The organism is Streptomyces piniterrae, assembly GCF_005048155.1.
Lineage (GTDB): Bacteria > Actinomycetota > Actinomycetes > Streptomycetales > Streptomycetaceae > Streptomyces > Streptomyces piniterrae.
Genome location: NZ_SUMB01000011.1, coordinates 1 through 17,591, shown reverse-complemented (window position 1 = coordinate 17,591; position 17,591 = coordinate 1). Strand labels below are relative to the sequence as shown.

Genomic DNA, 17,591 nt, shown 5'->3' with positions numbered 1-17,591 from the left:
TCAGAGCACCTTCTTCTCTGCATCTGCGGGTGGGGCGGTGGGATCGGCGGGGGCGGCGGGTTCGGTGGCGCCGTGCGGGCCGTCACCTGGATCATTGTCCCGGTCGGTCTCCTGCGGCTCCTCGAAGGCGGGGCGGCGGAGCAGGGCCAGTCCGCCGGAGACCGTGGTGGCCTTGAGCGTGCCGGTGCCCGCGCCGAGTGCGCCGGTGATCCGCTTGGCGCCCCACTGGCCGCTGACCCGCAGATCGTCGAAGGCGTTGGAGACCGTGCCGCTGGCCGTGTTGGCCTCCACCCTGGCGTCCGCCGGGTCGGGCAGCCGGATGGCGATCTCTCCGGAGACCGTCGTCAGGTTGAGGTCCGTGCCCTTGGCCGTGCGATCCAGATCGAGCACCATGTCGCCGCTGACGGTCTCCGCGCGCACCGAGCCGCCCCCGCCGTCGATGACCGTCAGTTCCCCGGAGACGGAGTGGAACCCCAGATCGCCGGTGACGGCCTGCGCCTCGATGTTGCCCGTCACGGTGTCGGCCCGCACCGGTCCGGTCAGTCCGACGAGCGTGCTGTCCCCGGACACCCCGCGCAGGTCCGTAGGCCCGGAGATGCCGGAGATCACCGCACCGGCGCCGACCGTGCCGACCTCGACGCGGGTGGCGGCCGGGACGGTCACCGAGACCACCGCGCCGCGGTTCCAGCCCTTGCGGTCGAGGAACTTGAGGAAGCCCCGCCAGGGCAGGTCCTCGTACGCGATGGTCAGGGTGCCCTTCCGGTACGAGACGGTGAGCGGGGGGCCGTGCAGCTCGCTGATCTCCAGGCGGGCGGGACTGCCCTCCGAGGTGCCGACGACGTTGACGGTGCCGCCGACCAGGCGCACCTGCAGGGCGCTGACGGGCTCTTCGATCTCCAGCGTCCGTGGCTCCGCCACCTGGATCGGACGCTCTGACCACTCGGTCCGGGCTGACATCCCTGGCCTCCCCTGAGCTAGCGATGCGACGGCGTCGGCACGCACCGGGCAGGCATGCAACGCAACATATCGCGTCTTCGTTAGACACGATATATCGCGGCTTGCGGAAGTCAAGCGGCCCGGACCCTGAGTCGACCCCTGTCCGACCCCTAGGGGTTGGTGGCCTTCGGCCGGCCCCAGACCGTCGAGCAGGCCCTGGTCCCCCTAGGCGCCCCTAGGCACCCCTAGTCCCCCTCAGTCCTCGTCCTCGTCGTCGAGCCGGGCCAGCCAGGTGGCCAGCCGCTCCACCGGCACCTCGAAGTCCGGGTTCAGGTCGACGAACGTACGCAGCTGCTCGGCCAGCCAGCCGAGGCTGACCTCCTCCTCGCCGCGCCGGTTCTCCAGCTCCTCGATGCCACGGTCAGTGAAATACACGCGCTCTCCACCAGGGGTCATGGGACATTCCGCGCCAGGATAGGCAGGCTCACGGACCTCTCGCGCCACAGGTACCCGGGGGCTAACCTGATCCTCTGTCAACGGTCCTGCGGTAATGGGGAATTGCCGCCTAGGGGGAGCAGGAGGCCGTGATGCAAGATCGTGCTCAGCAGATCACGCTGCCCGACGGTACGGAGGTCTGGGCCCGCGTCTCCAGGCTGGACGCCCCCGGGCTCGACGGGGGAACGGCCGGCGGGGACGGCGGAGACGGGGAATTCGAGGACGTCGGCGCCTGGGACGCGCTCGGTGCCCGGGTCGAGGGGCTGCGCGAGGTGATCGGCGGGGTCGCCGCCAGCGTCCGCCAGGCCGCCGCTGGGGTGGCGCCGCACGAGACCAGCGTGACCTTCGGGGTGGAGCTGTCCGCCAAGCCGGGCAAGGCGGTCGCCCTGCTCGCGGACGGCGAGGCGAAGGCGAACCTCTCGGTGACGCTCACCTGGCGGCGCGAGGACCGCGCGCCCGCTCCGGGGGAGCCCGCCCCGGCGGAACCCGCCCCGGGGGAGCCCGCCCCCGCGGCGACCGCGCCGGACGAACGCCGGCCGGCCGCCGGTCCCCGGGAGCCGGATGATTCGGGCCGCTGATGGCGCCCCCCGAGAACCCGGCCGCCGGACACGGCGGCCCGGCGGCATACGCCCGCAACGCCCGGGGCACCCGGCACGCCCAGCTCCTCGATCACGCCGGGCGGACCACCGTCGGCCTCCGCGCCGCGCCGGACGCGGCGGACACCCGGCTGTGGGGGAGCGGTGTGCTGATCGCCCCCGGATGGGTGCTGACCTGCGCGCATGTGCTCGCCGCCAGCGACGGGCGACGGCGTGAGACAGGCCCCGGCGGGGTCTTCGGGGTCACGTTCGGCGGGCGGGTGCGCGCCGCCCGCCTGGCGTACGACCTGAGCCGGCCCGACCCCGGCGCCCGGCCCGCCGCCCGCACCGATCTCGCGCTCGTCCAGCTGCTCGACGCGGATACCGAGCACCCCTGCGCCTGGCTCAGCGACCAGCCGACGACGCTCCTGGAGGACGCGTACATCTTCCGCGGGCATGATCAGCCGGGGGGTGGGGCGGGAGCGGCCGGTGCGCGGGAACACGTAGTACGTGACTCCGGGGGCGTGCGGGACGCGCCGCACGACGCCTTCCTCGCGGTCCGGTTCGGCGCCCGGGACGCCCGGGGGCTCCAGTTCGGCAGCGATGTCCGGGTCATGCCGGGCGCGTCCGGGGGTCCGCTGCTCGAATGCGACCGCGGCGAGGTGGTCGGCATCGTCAAGGGCCGCCACCAGCAGGACCACGTAGGGCTCGCGGTGCCGGTCACGGCGCTGCGCGGGCTGGGCCCCGAACACCTCGTGGCGGGCGTCGAGGGGCTCGGCCCCGACCCGTACCACGCGCTGATGAGCCGGCACGACCGCTGGCACTGGGCCGGGCAGGAACTCGGCAGGACCGGCGGGCCCACCTGGTTCGACGCCCAGCACGCGATCATGGCGGGCCGGGGGCGGCTCTGGGGCGTACAGGAGCGGCTCCAGGCGCTCGATCTGCTGGCCCGGCTGCCCGCGCCGCGTGACCCGCTGGCCGTCGAGCGGGCGGTCGGCGAGGCGCTGGGACGCGGCGACGGGCCCGCGGCCTGGCCGCTGCGCACCTGGCGGGACGGCCACGGCGAGCTCTACCAGGGCAGCGACCCGTACACGGAGCTCTGCTCCTTCGTGCACTATCTGCGGATCGTGGCGCAGCTGACCTCCGACGAGGCGCGCGACGTACCGGGCGAGGCGGCCGCCGAGGCGCGCGAGGAGGCGGCACGCCTGGCCGAGTTCGTGCAGGCCAAGGCGGTGGTGCTACAGCCGCAGGACCGCCGCCGGATCGGGCCGGTGCGCCGCCGGCCCCGGTCCGTGCTCGTCGAGTTCGAGCCGCTCTTCTACGACGAGGGCGGGCAGGAGCTGTTCAACTGGTCGGTCAGCGAGGGCTACGGCCGCGGGCAGTGGCTGCGCGTGGACGTCCAGGAGGCGGCCGGCGGGGTGCCGTTCGCGCAGGCGCGGGCGGAGGTACTGCGACGGCTCGGGGCGCGGCTGCTGCGCGCCGACCAGGACGCGGGCCCCGATGCCCGGGTGCGCCTGGAGGTCGCCGTCCCCGAAGGCCACTGGCAGACGCCGGCCGCCCGATGGGAGGTCGCGGCCTCGACCCGGCGCACCGCCCGGGTGCGCCCTGTGGGCCCGGGGCGCGCGGTGATCCTGCGCGACCAGGGGCGGCGCGAGGAGCTCGACCCGGCCTGGCTGCGCCGCTGGCAGGGCCTCACCGCCGCCCCCGAACTGCATGCGCTGCGCCTGCCGCCGCTGCCCGAAGCGTGCCCCGGCGCACACCGGCGCACCGCCTCCGCCGAGGCCGTCTGGCGGCTGCTGGAGTCGGCGGACGGGGGCGCGCTGCCCGCGCTGTGCCATACGGTCGCCGACGGGCTCGGGCGGGACGCGGTCGGCGCCGCCCTGGACACCGGGTTCCCGGCCGGACTGTGGCCGGCGAACGGCCACGGCGAGCGGGACTGCGACGCCTCGTGCGAGGAATTCCACCGCGGGGTGCGGGAGTTGCTCCGCGGCGCGGGGGCGGTCTCCCGGCTTCCCGAGCTGGTCAGGGAGTTGCGGGCGAAGGCCGCCGAGGCGGCGGAGGACGGCGTGCACTGGGCCCGCGACCTGGTGCTCCTCTATGACGACCCGGAGGACCCGATACCCCAACTCTTCGCGGGCCGGCCGCAGATGTCGCCATGACCGCCCGCGTACGCCCCGAGCGCCGCGGCACGCGCCCGGCGGCCACCCTCGTGCGCCACGCCCCGGATGTGCCAAGTCGCGCCGCGTACGGGGCACTTGGCGCCCCACCTGGCAACCGGGCGGAGACCGGAAACCGCCCCGCGCGCTTCCGTACGGATCGGTACTGTCATAGCGTCGTGGGAGAGTGGTCCGTGACTGTGTTCGGTCTGTCTGTTCGATGGTTCTGTTCCGTGATTGTCCATGGCGGGCATGGGGGATGTGGCGGAGGGACGAGGGCGGATGCCGACGTCTCCGCGACGGCCCGCCATGACCTTCGCTCCTGCCCGATGCCCGGCCGGCGACGAGGAGTTCCGACGTGAGCGACTGGCTCATCTACCGTGGCGCGGGAGCACCGCACGACGGCATCGAGCACCTTCCGCCGCCGCCACCCTGGCGCGATTTCGACGGCGGGCCCCTCGTGGCGCCGCCCGCCGCCCTGGACCCCGCCTCCGAGCGCCGGCTCGGCGTACAGCGCCGGGAGGCCAGCCACCACCGGCCCGGCGAGACCGAGCGCGAGCTGGTCAACGCCGCGCTCTATCTGCGCCGGCCGCTGCTGGTGACCGGCGCTCCGGGCAGCGGCAAGAGCACCCTGGCGCACTCCGTCGCGTATGAGCTCGGCCTCGGCAGGGTGCTCGGCTGGCCCGTCGTCAGCCGCAGCACGCTCCGCGACGGCCTGTACGCGTATGACGCGATCGGCCGCCTCCAGGACCTCCAGATCGCCCGCGCCACACCACCACGGGCGGCAGCCGACAGCGATGCCTCCGCTCCCGGCGGCGACACCGAGGACAGCGACCCCGCCGACGAGCCGGGCGGCGGCATCGGCCGCTATATCCGCCTCGGCCCGCTCGGCACCGCGCTGCTGCCCGCCGCCCGGCCCCGGGTGCTGCTCGTCGACGAGCTGGACAAGAGCGACATCGACCTCCCCAACGACCTCCTGAACGTCCTGGAAGAAGGGGAGTTCAGGATTCCGGAGCTGGAGCGGCTGGCCGGATCCGCCCCCGAGGTGCGGGTGCTCAGCGACGACGGCGGCCGTGTGACGGTCCGCGACGGCCGGGTGCGCTGCCGGGCCTTCCCGTTCATCGTCCTCACCAGCAACGGCGAGCGGGACTTCCCCGCGCCCCTGCTGCGCCGCTGCATCCACCTGCACATCCCCGTACCGGACAAGGAGCGGCTCGCCGCCATGGTGCGCGCCCACTTCGGCGACGGCGCGGCCGAGCGCTACGAAGCGGTGATCGACCGCTTCCTGGACCGCGAGCCCGGCGAAGTGCGCGCCGTCGACCAGCTGTTCAACGCCATCCACCTCACCCAGAAGGCCGGCTGGACGGACGAGGACGAGGAGGAGACCCGACGACGCCTGACGGCCGAGCTCATGCGGCCTCTCGATCGGACGAGGTGAGCGCGGTGCCGCTCGGGGAGTCCGGTCCAGGCCCCCTCGACGAGCTCGTCGCACGGCTGACCGCGGCGGGGGTACCCGCCGATGCCCGAGGGATGGCGGACGCCCTCTGGCTGGCGCAGTGGATCACGCAGGACGAGACACGGACGGCGGACCCGTCCGAAGCCGACACCTCCGGACCCGCCGGCGCGGACCGCAGCGATCCGGCCAGTTTCACGGTGGGACCCGGGGAACCCACCGGAGCGGCGGATCTCCCGGCCGACGACCGTCAGCCGTCCCAGGGCGGCGGGCGCCGCGAGGCGGAGCTGCTGCCCGCCCCGGCGACCGGCGCGCCCGCACCGCCAGGACAGTGGGGGAGCGTCCCCGACCCGGACCGCCTGCGCCTCGGCGAGGTCGCCGTCCCGATCGCCTCCGCGTTCCCCGGACTGCTGCCGCTGCAACGCGCCCTGCGGCCCGTCCAGCGCTACCACCCGCCGGTCGCGCCGGTCCGCCGGGAGCTGGACGAGGCCGCCACCGCCGAGCTCTCCGCGCACGCCGAAATGGTCATCCCGGTGCTGCGCGGGGTGCACCGCCGCGAGGCCGCCCTGCGGCTCCTGATGGACGGCTCGTCCTCGATGGCCGTCTGGGAGCAGATGCTGCACGATCTGCGGCAGGTCTGCGAGCGGGTGGGCGCCTTCCGCGATGTGACGGTGCACTACCTCCACCCGCACGGCCGGGACGTCGGCGTCGCCGCGGCCCCGGGCCCCGGCCGGCCGCTGCGCCCCGCCGACCAGCTGCACGACCCCACAGGCCACCACCTCACCCTCGTCATCAGCGACTGCGCGGGCCCCCTCTGGCAGGACGGCCGGATGCAGCGGCTGCTCTACCGCTGGGTGGCCGACGCTCCGCTGGCCGTCGTCCAGCCGCTGCCGCAGCGGATGTGGGCGCGCACCCTGCTGCCCGCCGTCGCCGGCACACTGGTCCGCCGCCAGGGGCCGTACCAGGCCCTCGACTTCCGGCCCACCAAGCGACGCCGCCGGGGTGCCGCGCCGCCCGGCCCAGGTCCCGGCACGGCCAGGGAACGCGCCGTACCGGTCCTCTCCGCGACCCCCTCCGCGCTCGGCTCCTGGGCGCGGCTGGCCGCCGCCGACGCCGGCCTCTCGCTGCGCGGCGCGGCCTCCGTCGTGCGCGCCGACCACGGCGCCGAGCCCGCCGCAGGCCCCCCTCCGGAGCCCGAGCGCACCGAACCGGCCCGGATGGTGCGCGAGTTCGCCCGGCTCGCCTCGCCCGCCGCCCGGCTGCTCGCCGTCCATCTCTCCGCCGTCCCGCTGGCACTGCCCGTCATCCAGCTGGTGCAGCGCGCGATGCTGCCGCACACCGGCCCGGCGGAGCTGGCGGAGGTGCTGCTCAGCGGCCTGGTCAGACAACTCCCGCCGGACGAGCTGCCGGCCGACCAGCTTCCCCCTGACCCCCTCCGCGCCGATCAGCGCCCGCCGGGTCCCGAGACCGGTGCCGGCGGCCCGTGGTACGACTTCGTCCCCGGCGTACGCGACGAGCTGCTCGGCCGGCTGAGCGCGGGCGAGGCCGCACTGGTCCTCAAACACTGCTCGCTCTACATCGAGCGCACCTTCGGCCGCAGCGCCCGCAACTTCCCGGCGGTCGCCGTCGCCATGCTCTCCGGCAGCGGCCGCGAGCCGGAGTCGGGCCAGCGGGCCGTTCCCGAACCGTTCGCCCGGGTCTCCGAGCGGGTCCTGCGCCGCTTCGAACCGGCGCTGCGGCCGCCGGCCGAGCGGCCGTATGTGTCGGACGGCCCGGCCGCCGAGGGCGCCGCCCTCCTGGAGCGCTACGAACAGGACCGCGCGGTACGCGACCTCATCGAGTCGGTACGGCTGCTGCGCGCGGCGTTCCGGCGGTTACCCCAGGCGGGCACCGACCTCGCCCGCGGACTGCTGCACGCCTGGGCGAAGTGGCGCCAGCCCGACGCCCTGGAGGAGGCCGAACGGGCGGTGCGGGCCGCAGTGGAGCGGGCGACGGTGCCGGACGACGAGGACGGTGAGCGGGCCGCCGGCCTGGAAGCCGAACGCACTCGCGCGCTGATCGTCCTCGGCCGGGTCCGGCACGCCCGCGCCCAGGAGCGCCGCGCCGCCGGCGCACCGGACGAGGAACGCGCCGCGCTGGAGGACGCCGCCCGCCAACTGCACGACGCCTGCGGGCTGATGAGCCTGCTCGACCCCCGCGTCCTGGAGAGCATGGTGCTCCGCACCGAGGCACTGCGCAGACTGGCCGCCCTCCCGGTGGCGGGCTCCATCGCAGCCGACGCCGCACCCGGATCCTCCCCACCGGACCCCCTCGCCGAGGCGGAACGCTCCCTCACCACCCTCCTCGACCAGTGGCCCAGCGGCGAGCAGGTCCCCGGCGAGGTCTACGCCGCGCGCGGCGGCGTCCTGCTGGACCAGGCCAGGCGGGCCGCCCGCGACCTCCCGGCGGGGCCGCTCGCAGGGGGGCCCGCCGGGGCGGTCACCGGCGCGCCCGTCGAGGCGCTCGCGGTCCGTGCCGCCGACGACCTCGACACCGCCACCCTCCTGCTGCGCCGCCGCGGCAGCGCCGCCGACCGGCTGGTCTGCGAGACGCTGCTCGACCTGGCGGCCGCCCGCTCGCTGACCGGCGGCGCCGGACTGCTGTCCGTCCTGCCCACCCTCGAACGCGCCCGCGCGATGGCCCACGCCCTCGAAGAACCGGCCCTGGAGGCCGACAGCCTGCGCCGGATCGCGGCGGCGCAGCGCGCCGTGCACACCCGTACCGGCGCCGTCAGCGCCCTCGACGACGCCATCGCCTCGCTCGCCGCGGCGCTCCGGCTGACCACCCCCGACTCCCCCGAGCACAGCTCGCTGCTGGCCGAGCGCGGCGCCGCGCTGCTGCTCAGGGCCCGCCTGGAGCAGTCCGCCGAGCCGGGCAGGCGGCTGGCCAACGAGGCGGTGCACGTGCTGCGCGAGGCGCTGGCCCGGGTCGCGCCGCAGGATCCCGATCTCGGCGGACACCGGCTGCTGTTCGGACGCGCCCTGCGGCTGCGCCATGAACGCCAGCCCTCGCTCGCCGATCTGCACGAGGCGGACTGGATCCTGGAGCTGGCCGCACGCGGCACGGAGGTGCCGGCCGTGGCGGCCGAGGCATGGCTCGAAGTGGGCGATGTCCAGCTGCTGTTGGACCGCCGCTTCGGCTCCAGGGAGCGGCACGACCGGGCCGCGGCCTGCTACCGCCGCGCCGCCGGCGAAGCCCGCCGGGCCGGCAGCGCGCTGCTGGCCGCCCGCGCCCACCACCGCCGCGGCGAGGTCCTGGAGGTCACCGCGGGCCCCCAGTCCGCGCTGCACGCCTACCGGGAGAGCTGGGAGCAGTGGCAGCGCGCGGCCGAGGACACCGGCCCCGAGGCCCAGCGCACGCGCGCCCGTATGCGCGCCCTCGATGCCACCGCCTGACCGCCCCCGGCCGTCCGGCCGGGCGTCGTGGGAGGTGTTTCTGCGGACGGGAGTTCGGGAACACCACCGTCCAGCCGGCCCAGAGGAGAGCAGCGTGGCGAGGATCCCCCGCACCGAACGGCCCGCGGGTGCCGCCGGCCCCACCGGGCCCTTCGGCCCGTCCGCCGAGCCGCTCCCGGACTTCGCGGGCGTCGACGTGGGCGTACTGGCGGCGCGGACGGACCACGCCGTGCTGGGTGAGGTGGCGGCGCTGCTGCTGCGCAACTGGCCTTCGGACGAGGACGCGGTGGCCTACTACGAGGACGGCCCGGGAAAGCTCCTGAACTGACCGCCGACGGCCGCGCGCCGTGGAGGCGTGCGGAGGTGGTTTTTGGGCAATCGCGCGACGGAATCGGCCAGTTATCCGCAGGATTCGAATTCCCGATCGAGCGCGGAGCCAAATACCTGAGAGCGGGATCGTGGACGGGGAGCCGACGGCCCGGCGGGAGCCGATGACCGGGGCGGGAGCCGACGACCCGGGCGGGAGTCGGTGATCCGGGCGGGAGTCGACGATCCGGACGTCTACTGAGGCAGGGGGCGGCGCCGTGGTGGACGCACAGACCGGCCGGACCCCCGCGGTGCCCTTCCGGCAGTTCGTCCTCAAGATCCACAGCCGCTGCAACCTCGCCTGCACCTACTGCTACCTCTACACCGGTCCCGACCACAGCTGGCGCGACCGCCCCCGGCTCGTCCCGGCCGCCACCGTCCGCCAGACCGCGCTGCGCATCGCGGAGCACGTCCGCACCCACCGCCTCCGCGAGATCCGCGTCGATCTGCACGGCGGCGAACCCCTGCTCACCGGCCCAGGACCGCTCCTCGAACAGGCCGCCGCCATCCGGGCGGCACTGCCCGCGGGATGCACCGCCGCATTCGGCCTGCAGACCAACGGCACACTGCTCACCCCGGACACCCTCGACGCCCTCGCCGCCGCCGGATTCCGGCTCGGCCTCAGCCTCGACGGCGGCACCCCCGGCCTCAACCGCCGCCGCCTCGACCACGCGGGCCGCCCCTCCTGGCCCGCGGTCGCCCGCGCCGTCCGTCTGCTCTCCGGCCGTCCCGACGTGTTCGCCGGCATCCTCTGCACCATCGACATCACCGCCGACCCGGCCGAGGTCTACCGCTCCCTGCGCGCGCTCGACCCCCCGATGCTCGACTTCCTCCTCCCGCACGCCAACTGGTCCAGCCCGCCCCCGGCCGCCGCGCGCCGCACCCCGTACGGCGACTGGCTGTGCACCGTCTTCGACCTCTGGTGGGACGGCGGCCCCGGCCCCCGGGTGCGGGTGTTCACCGAGATCCTCGGCCTGCTCCTGGGCCGCCCCAGCTCCAGCGAAGCGGTCGGCCTCTCACCGGTCGTCGCCCTCGTCGTCGACACCGACGGCGCCATCGAACAGGTCGACTCGCTCAAGTCCGCCTACGACGGCGCCGCCGCCACCGGCCTCGACGTCTTCCGCCACACCTTCGACGAGGCCCTCGCGCACCCCGGCCTGGCCGCCCGGCAGCGCGGCCGCGACGGGCTCGGCGAGCAGTGCCGGCGCTGCGCCCTGATGGAGGTGTGCGGCGGCGGCAACTACGCCCACCGCTACCGCGCGGGCGCCACCGGATTCGCCAATCCGTCGGTCTACTGCGCCGACCTGGAGCGCCTGATCCGGCACATCGCCGCCCGTCTGGCCGCCGCGGTCGGCCCCGCCCTTCCGCCAACTGGCCCCCCACCAACATGACCTGACGCTCTGTCGTCATATGGGGGGACACTTGGGCTATCGTGCAAAACAGCCCCCACAGCCTCCGCACGCGCGCCCCACGCATCTCAGGGAGACGGTCGCATGGTCGATCAGTCCGCTTCTGCCGGCCCGTCCGGTCCCAGCCGCTCCAGGGAACACATCACGATCAGCTATGCGGGATTCAACCGGCCCTGGGCGGCCTGGATCTCCCACCAGCTGGAGCAACTGGGCCACGGCACGACCATGCTGCGCTGGGACCCCGCCGCCGACACCCCGCTCGCCGACGAGCTGGCCGGGCTGCTGGCCGCCGAGGGCCGGCTGCTGATGGTGCTGGACGACTGGTACTTCCGGCTGGGGCCCAAGAGCCACGACGAGTGGACCGCCGCGCTCCAGGAAGTCCTGCCGCCGCACGCCGAACGGTTCGCCGCGGTGAGCGTCGCCAGCCAGAAGCTGCCCGCCACCGCCGCCATCCTGCGCCCCGCCGACCTGCGCGACCTGGACGCCGTCGAGGCCAACCGCCGGCTGCTGCACCGCCTCGGCGTGACCGCCGCCCGGCGCCCCCGCGGCGAACCGTCCGCCGACGCCCCGCGCTTCCCCAACGACCCGCCCGAGGTCTGGAACATCCCGCGCCGCAACAACCGCTTCACCGGCCGCGACCACGTCCTGGAGGAGCTGCACACCAAGCTCGCCGGCGGCGGCCCCGGCGCCGGCCCGCCGCTGGAGACCCGGATCGCGCTGTACGGCATCTCCGGCGTCGGCAAGAGCCAGATCGCCGCCGAATACGCGCACCGCTTCGGCAACGACTACGACGTGGTGTGGTGGATCAGCGCCACCAACCGCGGCGCCGCCCGCGAACAGCTCGCCGAACTCGCCACCCGCCTCGGCCTGCCCGTCGGCCAGGAGCTGGGCGACCGCATCCGCGCCGTCCACGAAGCGCTGCGCATCGGCCGCCCTTACCGCCGCTGGCTGCTGATCTTCGACAGCGCCGACGACATGGAGCAGATCGAGGACCTGGTCCCGGACGGCCGCGGCCATGTCCTGATCACCACGCTCACCCGCGACTGGTCGGGATCCGGCAGCGCCCAGGAGATCGAGGTCCTGCCCTTCACCCGTGTCGAGAGCGTCGCCTACGCCCGCCGCCGCGCGCCACGGCTGACGCCCATGGAAGCCGACCTGCTCGCCGACGCCGTGCAGGACCTGCCGCTGCTGCTCGCCCAGACCGCCGCCTGGCTCGACGCCAACCCGATGTCCCCCAAGGAGTACATCGAGCTGATCCGCCGCGGCGAGCCCAGCCTGGTCGGCATCCGGATCTCCTCCGACTACCCGATGGCCTTCCAGACCAGTTGGGCCATAACCCTCAACACGCTGCGCGAACGCAGCCCCGCCGCGGTCGAACTCCTCAAGCTGTTCGCGTTCTTCGCCCCCGACGCCATCCCCGTCCCGATGCTCGCCAGGGCCCGCCGCGGCGACCTCCCCGAACACCTCGCGGACCTCGCCGCCGAGCCGATCAGCTGGAACACCGCGCTCCGCCGGCTGACCGAGTCCACCGCCGTACGCCTCGACTACCAGGTCTCCCAGGACTCCGACCCGGCCGTCGAGACCGCGCAGATGCACCGGCTCTACCACCGCTTCCTGCGCAGCGACATGACCGAGGACGAGCGCGACCACATGTCCGCGACGGCCTGCCGGGTGCTGGTCACCGCCGACCCGCAGAACCCCTCCGACACCCGCTGCTGGGAGCTCTACGCCGAGCTCATCCCGCATCTGGAGGCGGCCGGCGTCCTCGACAGCCCCGAACCGGCGGTCCAGGAACTGCTCCTCAACTGCATCGAATACCTCCGGGTCCGCGGCGAGTACCGGATGGGTCTGCGGCTGTGCGAGCAGTTCATCTCCCGCTGGCGGACCCGCCTCGAACCGACCCAGCGCACCCTGCTCGTGCTCACCCACCAGCACGCCAACATGCTGCGCAGGCTGGGCCGTTACCGCGAGGCCGAGGCGGTCGGCAGCGCCATCGTCGACCAGCTCGCCGCGGAGCGCGACCCGGCCGACGCCGACCTGCTGCGGGCGCAGGACGGCCTGGCCGGCACTCTGATGGCGCTCGGCTCGTACGAGGAGGCGTACCGGCTCTTCGACGCGGTCTGGCGCGCCTACGCCGAGCTGCTCGGCCCGGAGGCCCCGCGCACCCTCTCGTCACGGCACAACCTGGGCTCGGCGCAGGCGCTGCTCGGGCGGTACGAAGAAGCGCTGGTCACGCATCGCGAGGTGCTGGCTTTCCGGAAGCGGGAGCTGCGCGATCGGCACCACCTCACGCTCAACGCGGGAAACGCCCATGCCCGGCTGCTCCGGCTGCTCGGCCGCTACCGGGACGCCACCTCCAGCCAGGAGCTCAACGCCCGGCTGCATCTGCAGGTGATGGGCCGGCACACCCCGCAGACCCTGCGCGCCGAGCACGATCTCGCGCTGTGCCTGCGCCGGACCGGCGAGGTGGCCAGGGCCGGCACACTGCTGGCCGACCTCGTCGAGCGCTCCCGCCGGGTGCTGGGGCCCCGGCACCCGGAGACGCTGACGGTGCTCGCCGACCACGCGACCTTCCTGCGCGAGCACGGCGACCTCGGGCAGGCCCGTGACCTGGGCGAGGAGGTCGCCGAGCGCTACCGCGCACTGACCGGCGAGAGCCACCCGTACACCATCGGCACGCTGGGCAACAACGGCCTGGTCCGTGCGGAGTTCGGCGAGACGGCCGAGGCGCTGGAGATCGCGGAGCGGGCGCTGGCCGCGATGACGCAGGCGCTGGGCGCCGACCATCCGTGGACGCTGGGCTGCGCGCTGAACGCCGGCGCCGCCCGCAACCGTGTCGACGACGAGCAGGGCGCGCTGGAACTGGGCCGCGACACCCTGGAGCGGGCCAAGGAGACGCTCGGCGACACCCACCCGATGACCCTCTCCGCCAAGACGGCGCTCGCCGAGGACCTGCGCCAGCTGCGCCGCGGCCAGGAGGCGGCCAAGCTGGAGCAGGAAGCCGTCCAGCAGCTCACCGACACGCTGGGCGCCGAGCACCCGCACACCCTTTCCGCCCGCCGCCGCCGGCGCCCGTACTGGGACTTCGAACCGCAGCCGGTGTAGGCGCCCGTCGCCGACCGCAGCCGCGCACCCCGCGCACGCCGAAGGGCCCGCCCCCGCAGTAGCGAGGACGGGCCCTTCGGTGCTTCCGGTGCTCCGGATGTCCGACGACTAGGCGTCGAACACCTCCGCCACCAGCTGCGCCTGCTCCGCCTGGTGCCGCTTCGCGGAGCCGACCGCCGGGGACGAGCCGTGCGGCCGCGAGATGCGGCGCAGGCGCTCACCGTGCGGGACGTCGGCGCCGACGGCCAGGTCCAGGTGGTCGATCAGGTTGAGGCCGAGGAACGGCCAGGCACCCTGGTTCGCCGGCTCCTCCTGGGCCCACAGGTACTTCTCGGCGTTCGGGAACTTGGCGATCTCCGCCTGGAGCTCCTTGCCGGGCAGCGGGTAGAGCCGCTCGATACGCACGATCGCCGTGTCGTTCGCGCCGCGCTTCTCCCGCTCCGCCTCCAGGTCGTAGTAGACCTTGCCGGAGCAGAAGACGACCTTGCGGACGGCCTGGGCGTCCACCGTGCTGTCGCCGATGACGGGGCGGAAGCCGCCCGTCGTGAACTCCTCCGTCTTCGACGCCGCCGCCTTCAGACGCAGCATCGACTTCGGGGTGAAGACGACCAGCGGCTTGTGGTGCGGGTTGTGGACCTGCCAGCGCAGCAGGTGGAAGTAGTTCGACGGCAGCGTCGGCATGGCGACCGTCATGTTGTTCTGGGCGCACAGCTGGAGGAAGCGCTCGATACGGGCCGAGGAGTGGTCCGGGCCCTGGCCCTCGTAGCCGTGCGGCAGCAGCAGGGTGACGCCGGACGTCTGGCCCCACTTCTGCTCCGCCGAGGAGATGAACTCGTCGACGATCGTCTGGGCGCCGTTGACGAAGTCACCGAACTGCGCCTCCCACATGACCAGCGACTCCGGGCGGGCCAGCGAGTAGCCGTACTCGAAGCCCATCGCCGCGTACTCGCTCAGCAGCGAGTCGTAGACGTTGAAGCGCGCCTGGTCCTCGGAGAGGTAGAGCAGCGGGGTGTAGTCGTCGCCGGTCTGCCGGTCGATGAGCACCGCGTGGCGCTGGCCGAACGTGCCGCGGCGGGAGTCCTGGCCGGCGAGCCGGACCGGGGTGCCCTCCATCAGCAGCGAGCCGATGGCCAGGGTCTCGCCCATGCCCCAGTCGATCGCGTCGTCCTCCACCTGGGCCGCGCGGCGCTGCAGCTGCGGCAGCAGACGCGGGTGGACGGTGACCCGGTCGGGGATGTTGACCTGGGACTCGGCGATCCGCTTGACGACCTCCTGGGAGACCGCGGTGTCGACGTGGACCGGGAACTCGGCCTGCGGCTGCGGCACCTCGGGCACGGCCGGGGTGGTCGTGGCGTCGCGGACCTCGGTGAAGACCTTCTCCAGCTGGCCCTGGAAGTCCTGGAGCGCCTGCTCCGCCTCTTCGAGGGTGATGTCGCCGCGGCCGATCAGCGACTCGGTGTAGAGCTTGCGCACCGAGCGCTTCTTGTCGATCAGGTCGTACATCAGCGGCTGGGTGAAGGCCGGGTTGTCCGACTCGTTGTGGCCGCGACGGCGGTAGCAGATCAGGTCGATGACGACGTCCTTGTTGAACGCCTGGCGGAACTCGAAGGCCAGACGGGCAACGCGGACGACGGCCTCGGGGTCGTCGCCGTTCACGTGGAAGATCGGTGCCTCGATCATGCGGGCCACGTCGGTGGCGTACATGGAGGAGCGGGACGCCTCCGGGGCGGCGGTGAAGCCGACCTGGTTGTTGATGACCACGTGGACCGTGCCACCGGTGCGGTAGCCGCGCAGCTGGGACATGTTCAGCGTCTCCGCCACCACGCCCTGGCCGGCGAACGCCGCGTCACCGTGCAGCTGGATCGGCAGGACGGTGAAGTCCGTGCCGCCCTTGTTGATGATGTCCTGCTTGGCGCGCGCGACACCCTCGACGACCGGGTCCACGGCCTCCAGGTGGGAGGGGTTGGCGGTGAGCGAGACGGTGATCTGCTCGCCGTCCAGACCGGTGAAGGTGCCCTCGGCGCCCAGGTGGTACTTCACGTCGCCGGAGCCGTGCATCGACTTCGGGTCGAGGTTGCCCTCGAACTCCCGGAAGATCTGCGCGTACGACTTGCCGACGATGTTCGCCAGGACGTTGAGCCGGCCGCGGTGGGCCATACCGATGACGACCTCGTCGAGGCGCGACTCGGCCGCGGAGTCGATGACCGCGTCCAGCAGCGGGATGACGGACTCGCCGCCCTCCAGGGAGAAGCGCTTCTGACCGACGTACTTCGTCTGCAGGAACGTCTCGAACGCCTCGGCCGAGTTCAGCCGGCGCAGGATGCGCAGCTGCTCGTCGCGCTCGGGCGACTTGTGCGGACGCTCGACCCGGTCCTGGATCCACTTGCGCTGCTTGGGGTCCTGGATGTGCATGAACTCGATGCCGGTGGTGCGGCAGTACGAGTCGCGCAGCACGCCCAGGATGTCGCGCAGCTTCATCATGGACTTGCCGGAGAAGCCGCCGACCGCGAACTCGCGCTCCAGGTCCCACAGGGTGAGGCCGTGCTCGGTGATGTCGAGGTCGGGGTGCTTGCGCTGGTGGTACTCCAGCGGGTCGGTGTCGGCCATGACGTGGCCGCGGACCCGGTAGGAGTGGATCAGCTCGAAGACCCGGGCGGCCTTGGTGACGTCGTCGTCGTGCGAGGCGTCGATGTCGCGCAGCCAGCGGACCGGCTCGTAGGGGATCCGCAGCGACTTGAAGATGTCGTCGAAGAAGTCGTTCTCGCCGAGCAGCAGCTGGTTCATGACGCGCAGGAACTCGCCGGACGCGGCACCCTGGATGACCCGGTGGTCATAGGTGCTGGTCAGCGTCATGACCTTGGAGACACCCATCTTGTTCAGGGCGTCCTGGGAGGTGCCCTGGAACTCCGCGGGGTAGTCCATCGCGCCGACGCCCATGATCATGGACTGGCCGGGCATCAGACGGGGCACGGAGTGGACGGTGCCGATGCCGCCCGGGTTCGTCAGCGACGCGGTGACTCCGGTGAAGTCGTCCATCGTCAGCTTGTTGTCACGGGCCCGGCGGACGATGTCCTCGTAGGCCTGCCAGAACTCGAAGAAGGAGAGCGTCTCCGCCTTCTTGATGGCGGCGACGACGAGCTGGCGCTCCCCGCTGGGCTTCACCAGGTCGATGGCCAGACCGAGGTTGACGTGCTCGGGCTTGACCAGCGTCGGCTTCCCGTCCTTCTGCGCGAAGGAGTAGTTCATCGACGGCATGGCCTTGAGGGCCTGCACCATCGCGTACCCGATGAGGTGGGTGAAGGAGACCTTCCCGCCACGGGCGCGCTTGAGGTGGTTGTTGATGACGATGCGGTTGTCGAACAGCAGCTTCACCGGGACGGCGCGGACGGACGTGGCCGTCGGCAGCTCCAGCGAGGCGTTCATGTTCTTCGCGACGGCGGCCGAGGGGCCGCGCAGGGTGACGAACTCGGGGCCCGCGGGGGCCTCGGTCGTCTCGTCGGCCTTGGCCCTCTTCACGATGGGCTTCGGCGCGACGGCCTTGGCCGGGGCGGGCGCCGCGGGGGCCGGGGCGCTCGCGGCGGGCTTCGCCGGAGCCGGGGCCGGGGCGGCCGCCGGAGCCGGAGCCGGGGCCGGCGCCTGGGCGGCGGGCTTGGGCTCGGCCG

At 73.7% G+C, this 17,591-nt stretch carries 10 protein-coding genes; 7 read left to right on the top strand and 3 right to left on the bottom strand.

Features of this window, described 5'->3' with window-relative positions; translation table 11 throughout:
* Together FCH28_RS27685 and FCH28_RS27680 are read right to left on the bottom strand one after the other, a co-directional pair.
* Positions 1-957 carry a DUF4097 family beta strand repeat-containing protein gene (locus FCH28_RS27685; RefSeq protein WP_136742901.1) on the bottom strand — a complete coding sequence of 319 codons (957 nt, stop codon included), beginning with the start codon at positions 955-957 and terminating at the stop codon, positions 1-3.
* Between the two features lie 234 nt (positions 958-1,191).
* Entirely contained in the window at positions 1,192-1,371 is a 180-nt protein-coding gene (locus FCH28_RS27680; RefSeq protein WP_136742900.1) for a DUF6104 family protein, read from the bottom strand.
* Positions 1,372-1,523: 152 nt separating this feature from the next.
* Between FCH28_RS27680 and FCH28_RS27675 the strand changes: the two genes are divergently transcribed.
* The 7 genes from FCH28_RS27675 (at position 1,524) to fxsT (ending at position 13,929) form a co-directional block, all read left to right on the top strand.
* The gene (locus tag FCH28_RS27675) at positions 1,524-2,009 is read left to right on the top strand and encodes a CU044_2847 family protein (protein ID WP_246103282.1); all 486 of its coding nucleotides are present in this window, start codon (positions 1,524-1,526) and stop codon (positions 2,007-2,009) included.
* Positions 2,009-4,165 carry a VMAP-C domain-containing protein gene (locus tag FCH28_RS27670; protein ID WP_136742899.1) on the top strand — a complete coding sequence of 719 codons (2,157 nt, stop codon included), beginning with the start codon at positions 2,009-2,011 and terminating at the stop codon, positions 4,163-4,165. The genes FCH28_RS27675 and FCH28_RS27670 overlap by 1 nt, the downstream gene beginning before the upstream one ends.
* Before the next feature lie 355 nt (positions 4,166-4,520).
* The gene (locus tag FCH28_RS27665; protein WP_136742898.1) at positions 4,521-5,600 is read left to right on the top strand and encodes an AAA family ATPase; all 1,080 of its coding nucleotides are present in this window, start codon (positions 4,521-4,523) and stop codon (positions 5,598-5,600) included.
* Positions 5,601-5,605: 5 nt separating this feature from the next.
* Positions 5,606-9,049, top strand: coding sequence for an SAV_2336 N-terminal domain-related protein (locus tag FCH28_RS27660; RefSeq protein ID WP_169314266.1), 3,444 nt, complete (start codon positions 5,606-5,608; stop codon positions 9,047-9,049).
* A 94-nt stretch (positions 9,050-9,143) separates the two neighbouring features.
* Complete coding sequence (locus FCH28_RS27655) at positions 9,144-9,377, top strand: YxD-tail cyclophane-containing RiPP peptide (protein WP_136742896.1); 234 nt, start codon at positions 9,144-9,146, stop codon at positions 9,375-9,377.
* A 256-nt stretch (positions 9,378-9,633) separates the two neighbouring features.
* Positions 9,634-10,806, top strand: a complete 1,173-nt coding sequence (locus FCH28_RS27650; RefSeq protein ID WP_136742895.1) for an FxsB family cyclophane-forming radical SAM/SPASM peptide maturase — start codon at positions 9,634-9,636, stop codon at positions 10,804-10,806.
* A gap of 102 nt (positions 10,807-10,908) precedes the next feature.
* A complete protein-coding gene (fxsT, locus tag FCH28_RS27645) occupies positions 10,909-13,929 on the top strand; it encodes an FxSxx-COOH system tetratricopeptide repeat protein (protein ID WP_136742894.1) in 3,021 nt (1,006 codons plus the stop codon).
* Between the two features lie 108 nt (positions 13,930-14,037).
* Here fxsT and FCH28_RS27640 read toward each other — a convergent pair.
* A partial coding sequence (locus FCH28_RS27640) for a multifunctional oxoglutarate decarboxylase/oxoglutarate dehydrogenase thiamine pyrophosphate-binding subunit/dihydrolipoyllysine-residue succinyltransferase subunit (RefSeq protein WP_136742893.1) occupies positions 14,038-17,591 on the bottom strand: 3,554 nt, incomplete at its 5' end.

Excerpts from the sequence above, each read along its gene's own strand:
- FCH28_RS27685 (WP_136742901.1), bottom strand. The coding sequence starts at position 957 with ATGTCAGCCCGGACCGAGTGGTCAGAGCGTCCGATCCAGGTGGCGGAG.
- FCH28_RS27675 (WP_246103282.1), top strand. The coding sequence starts at position 1,524 with ATGCAAGATCGTGCTCAGCAGATCACGCTGCCCGACGGTACGGAGGTC.
- FCH28_RS27670 (WP_136742899.1), top strand. The coding sequence starts at position 2,009 with ATGGCGCCCCCCGAGAACCCGGCCGCCGGACACGGCGGCCCGGCGGCA.
- fxsT (WP_136742894.1), top strand. The coding sequence starts at position 10,909 with ATGGTCGATCAGTCCGCTTCTGCCGGCCCGTCCGGTCCCAGCCGCTCC.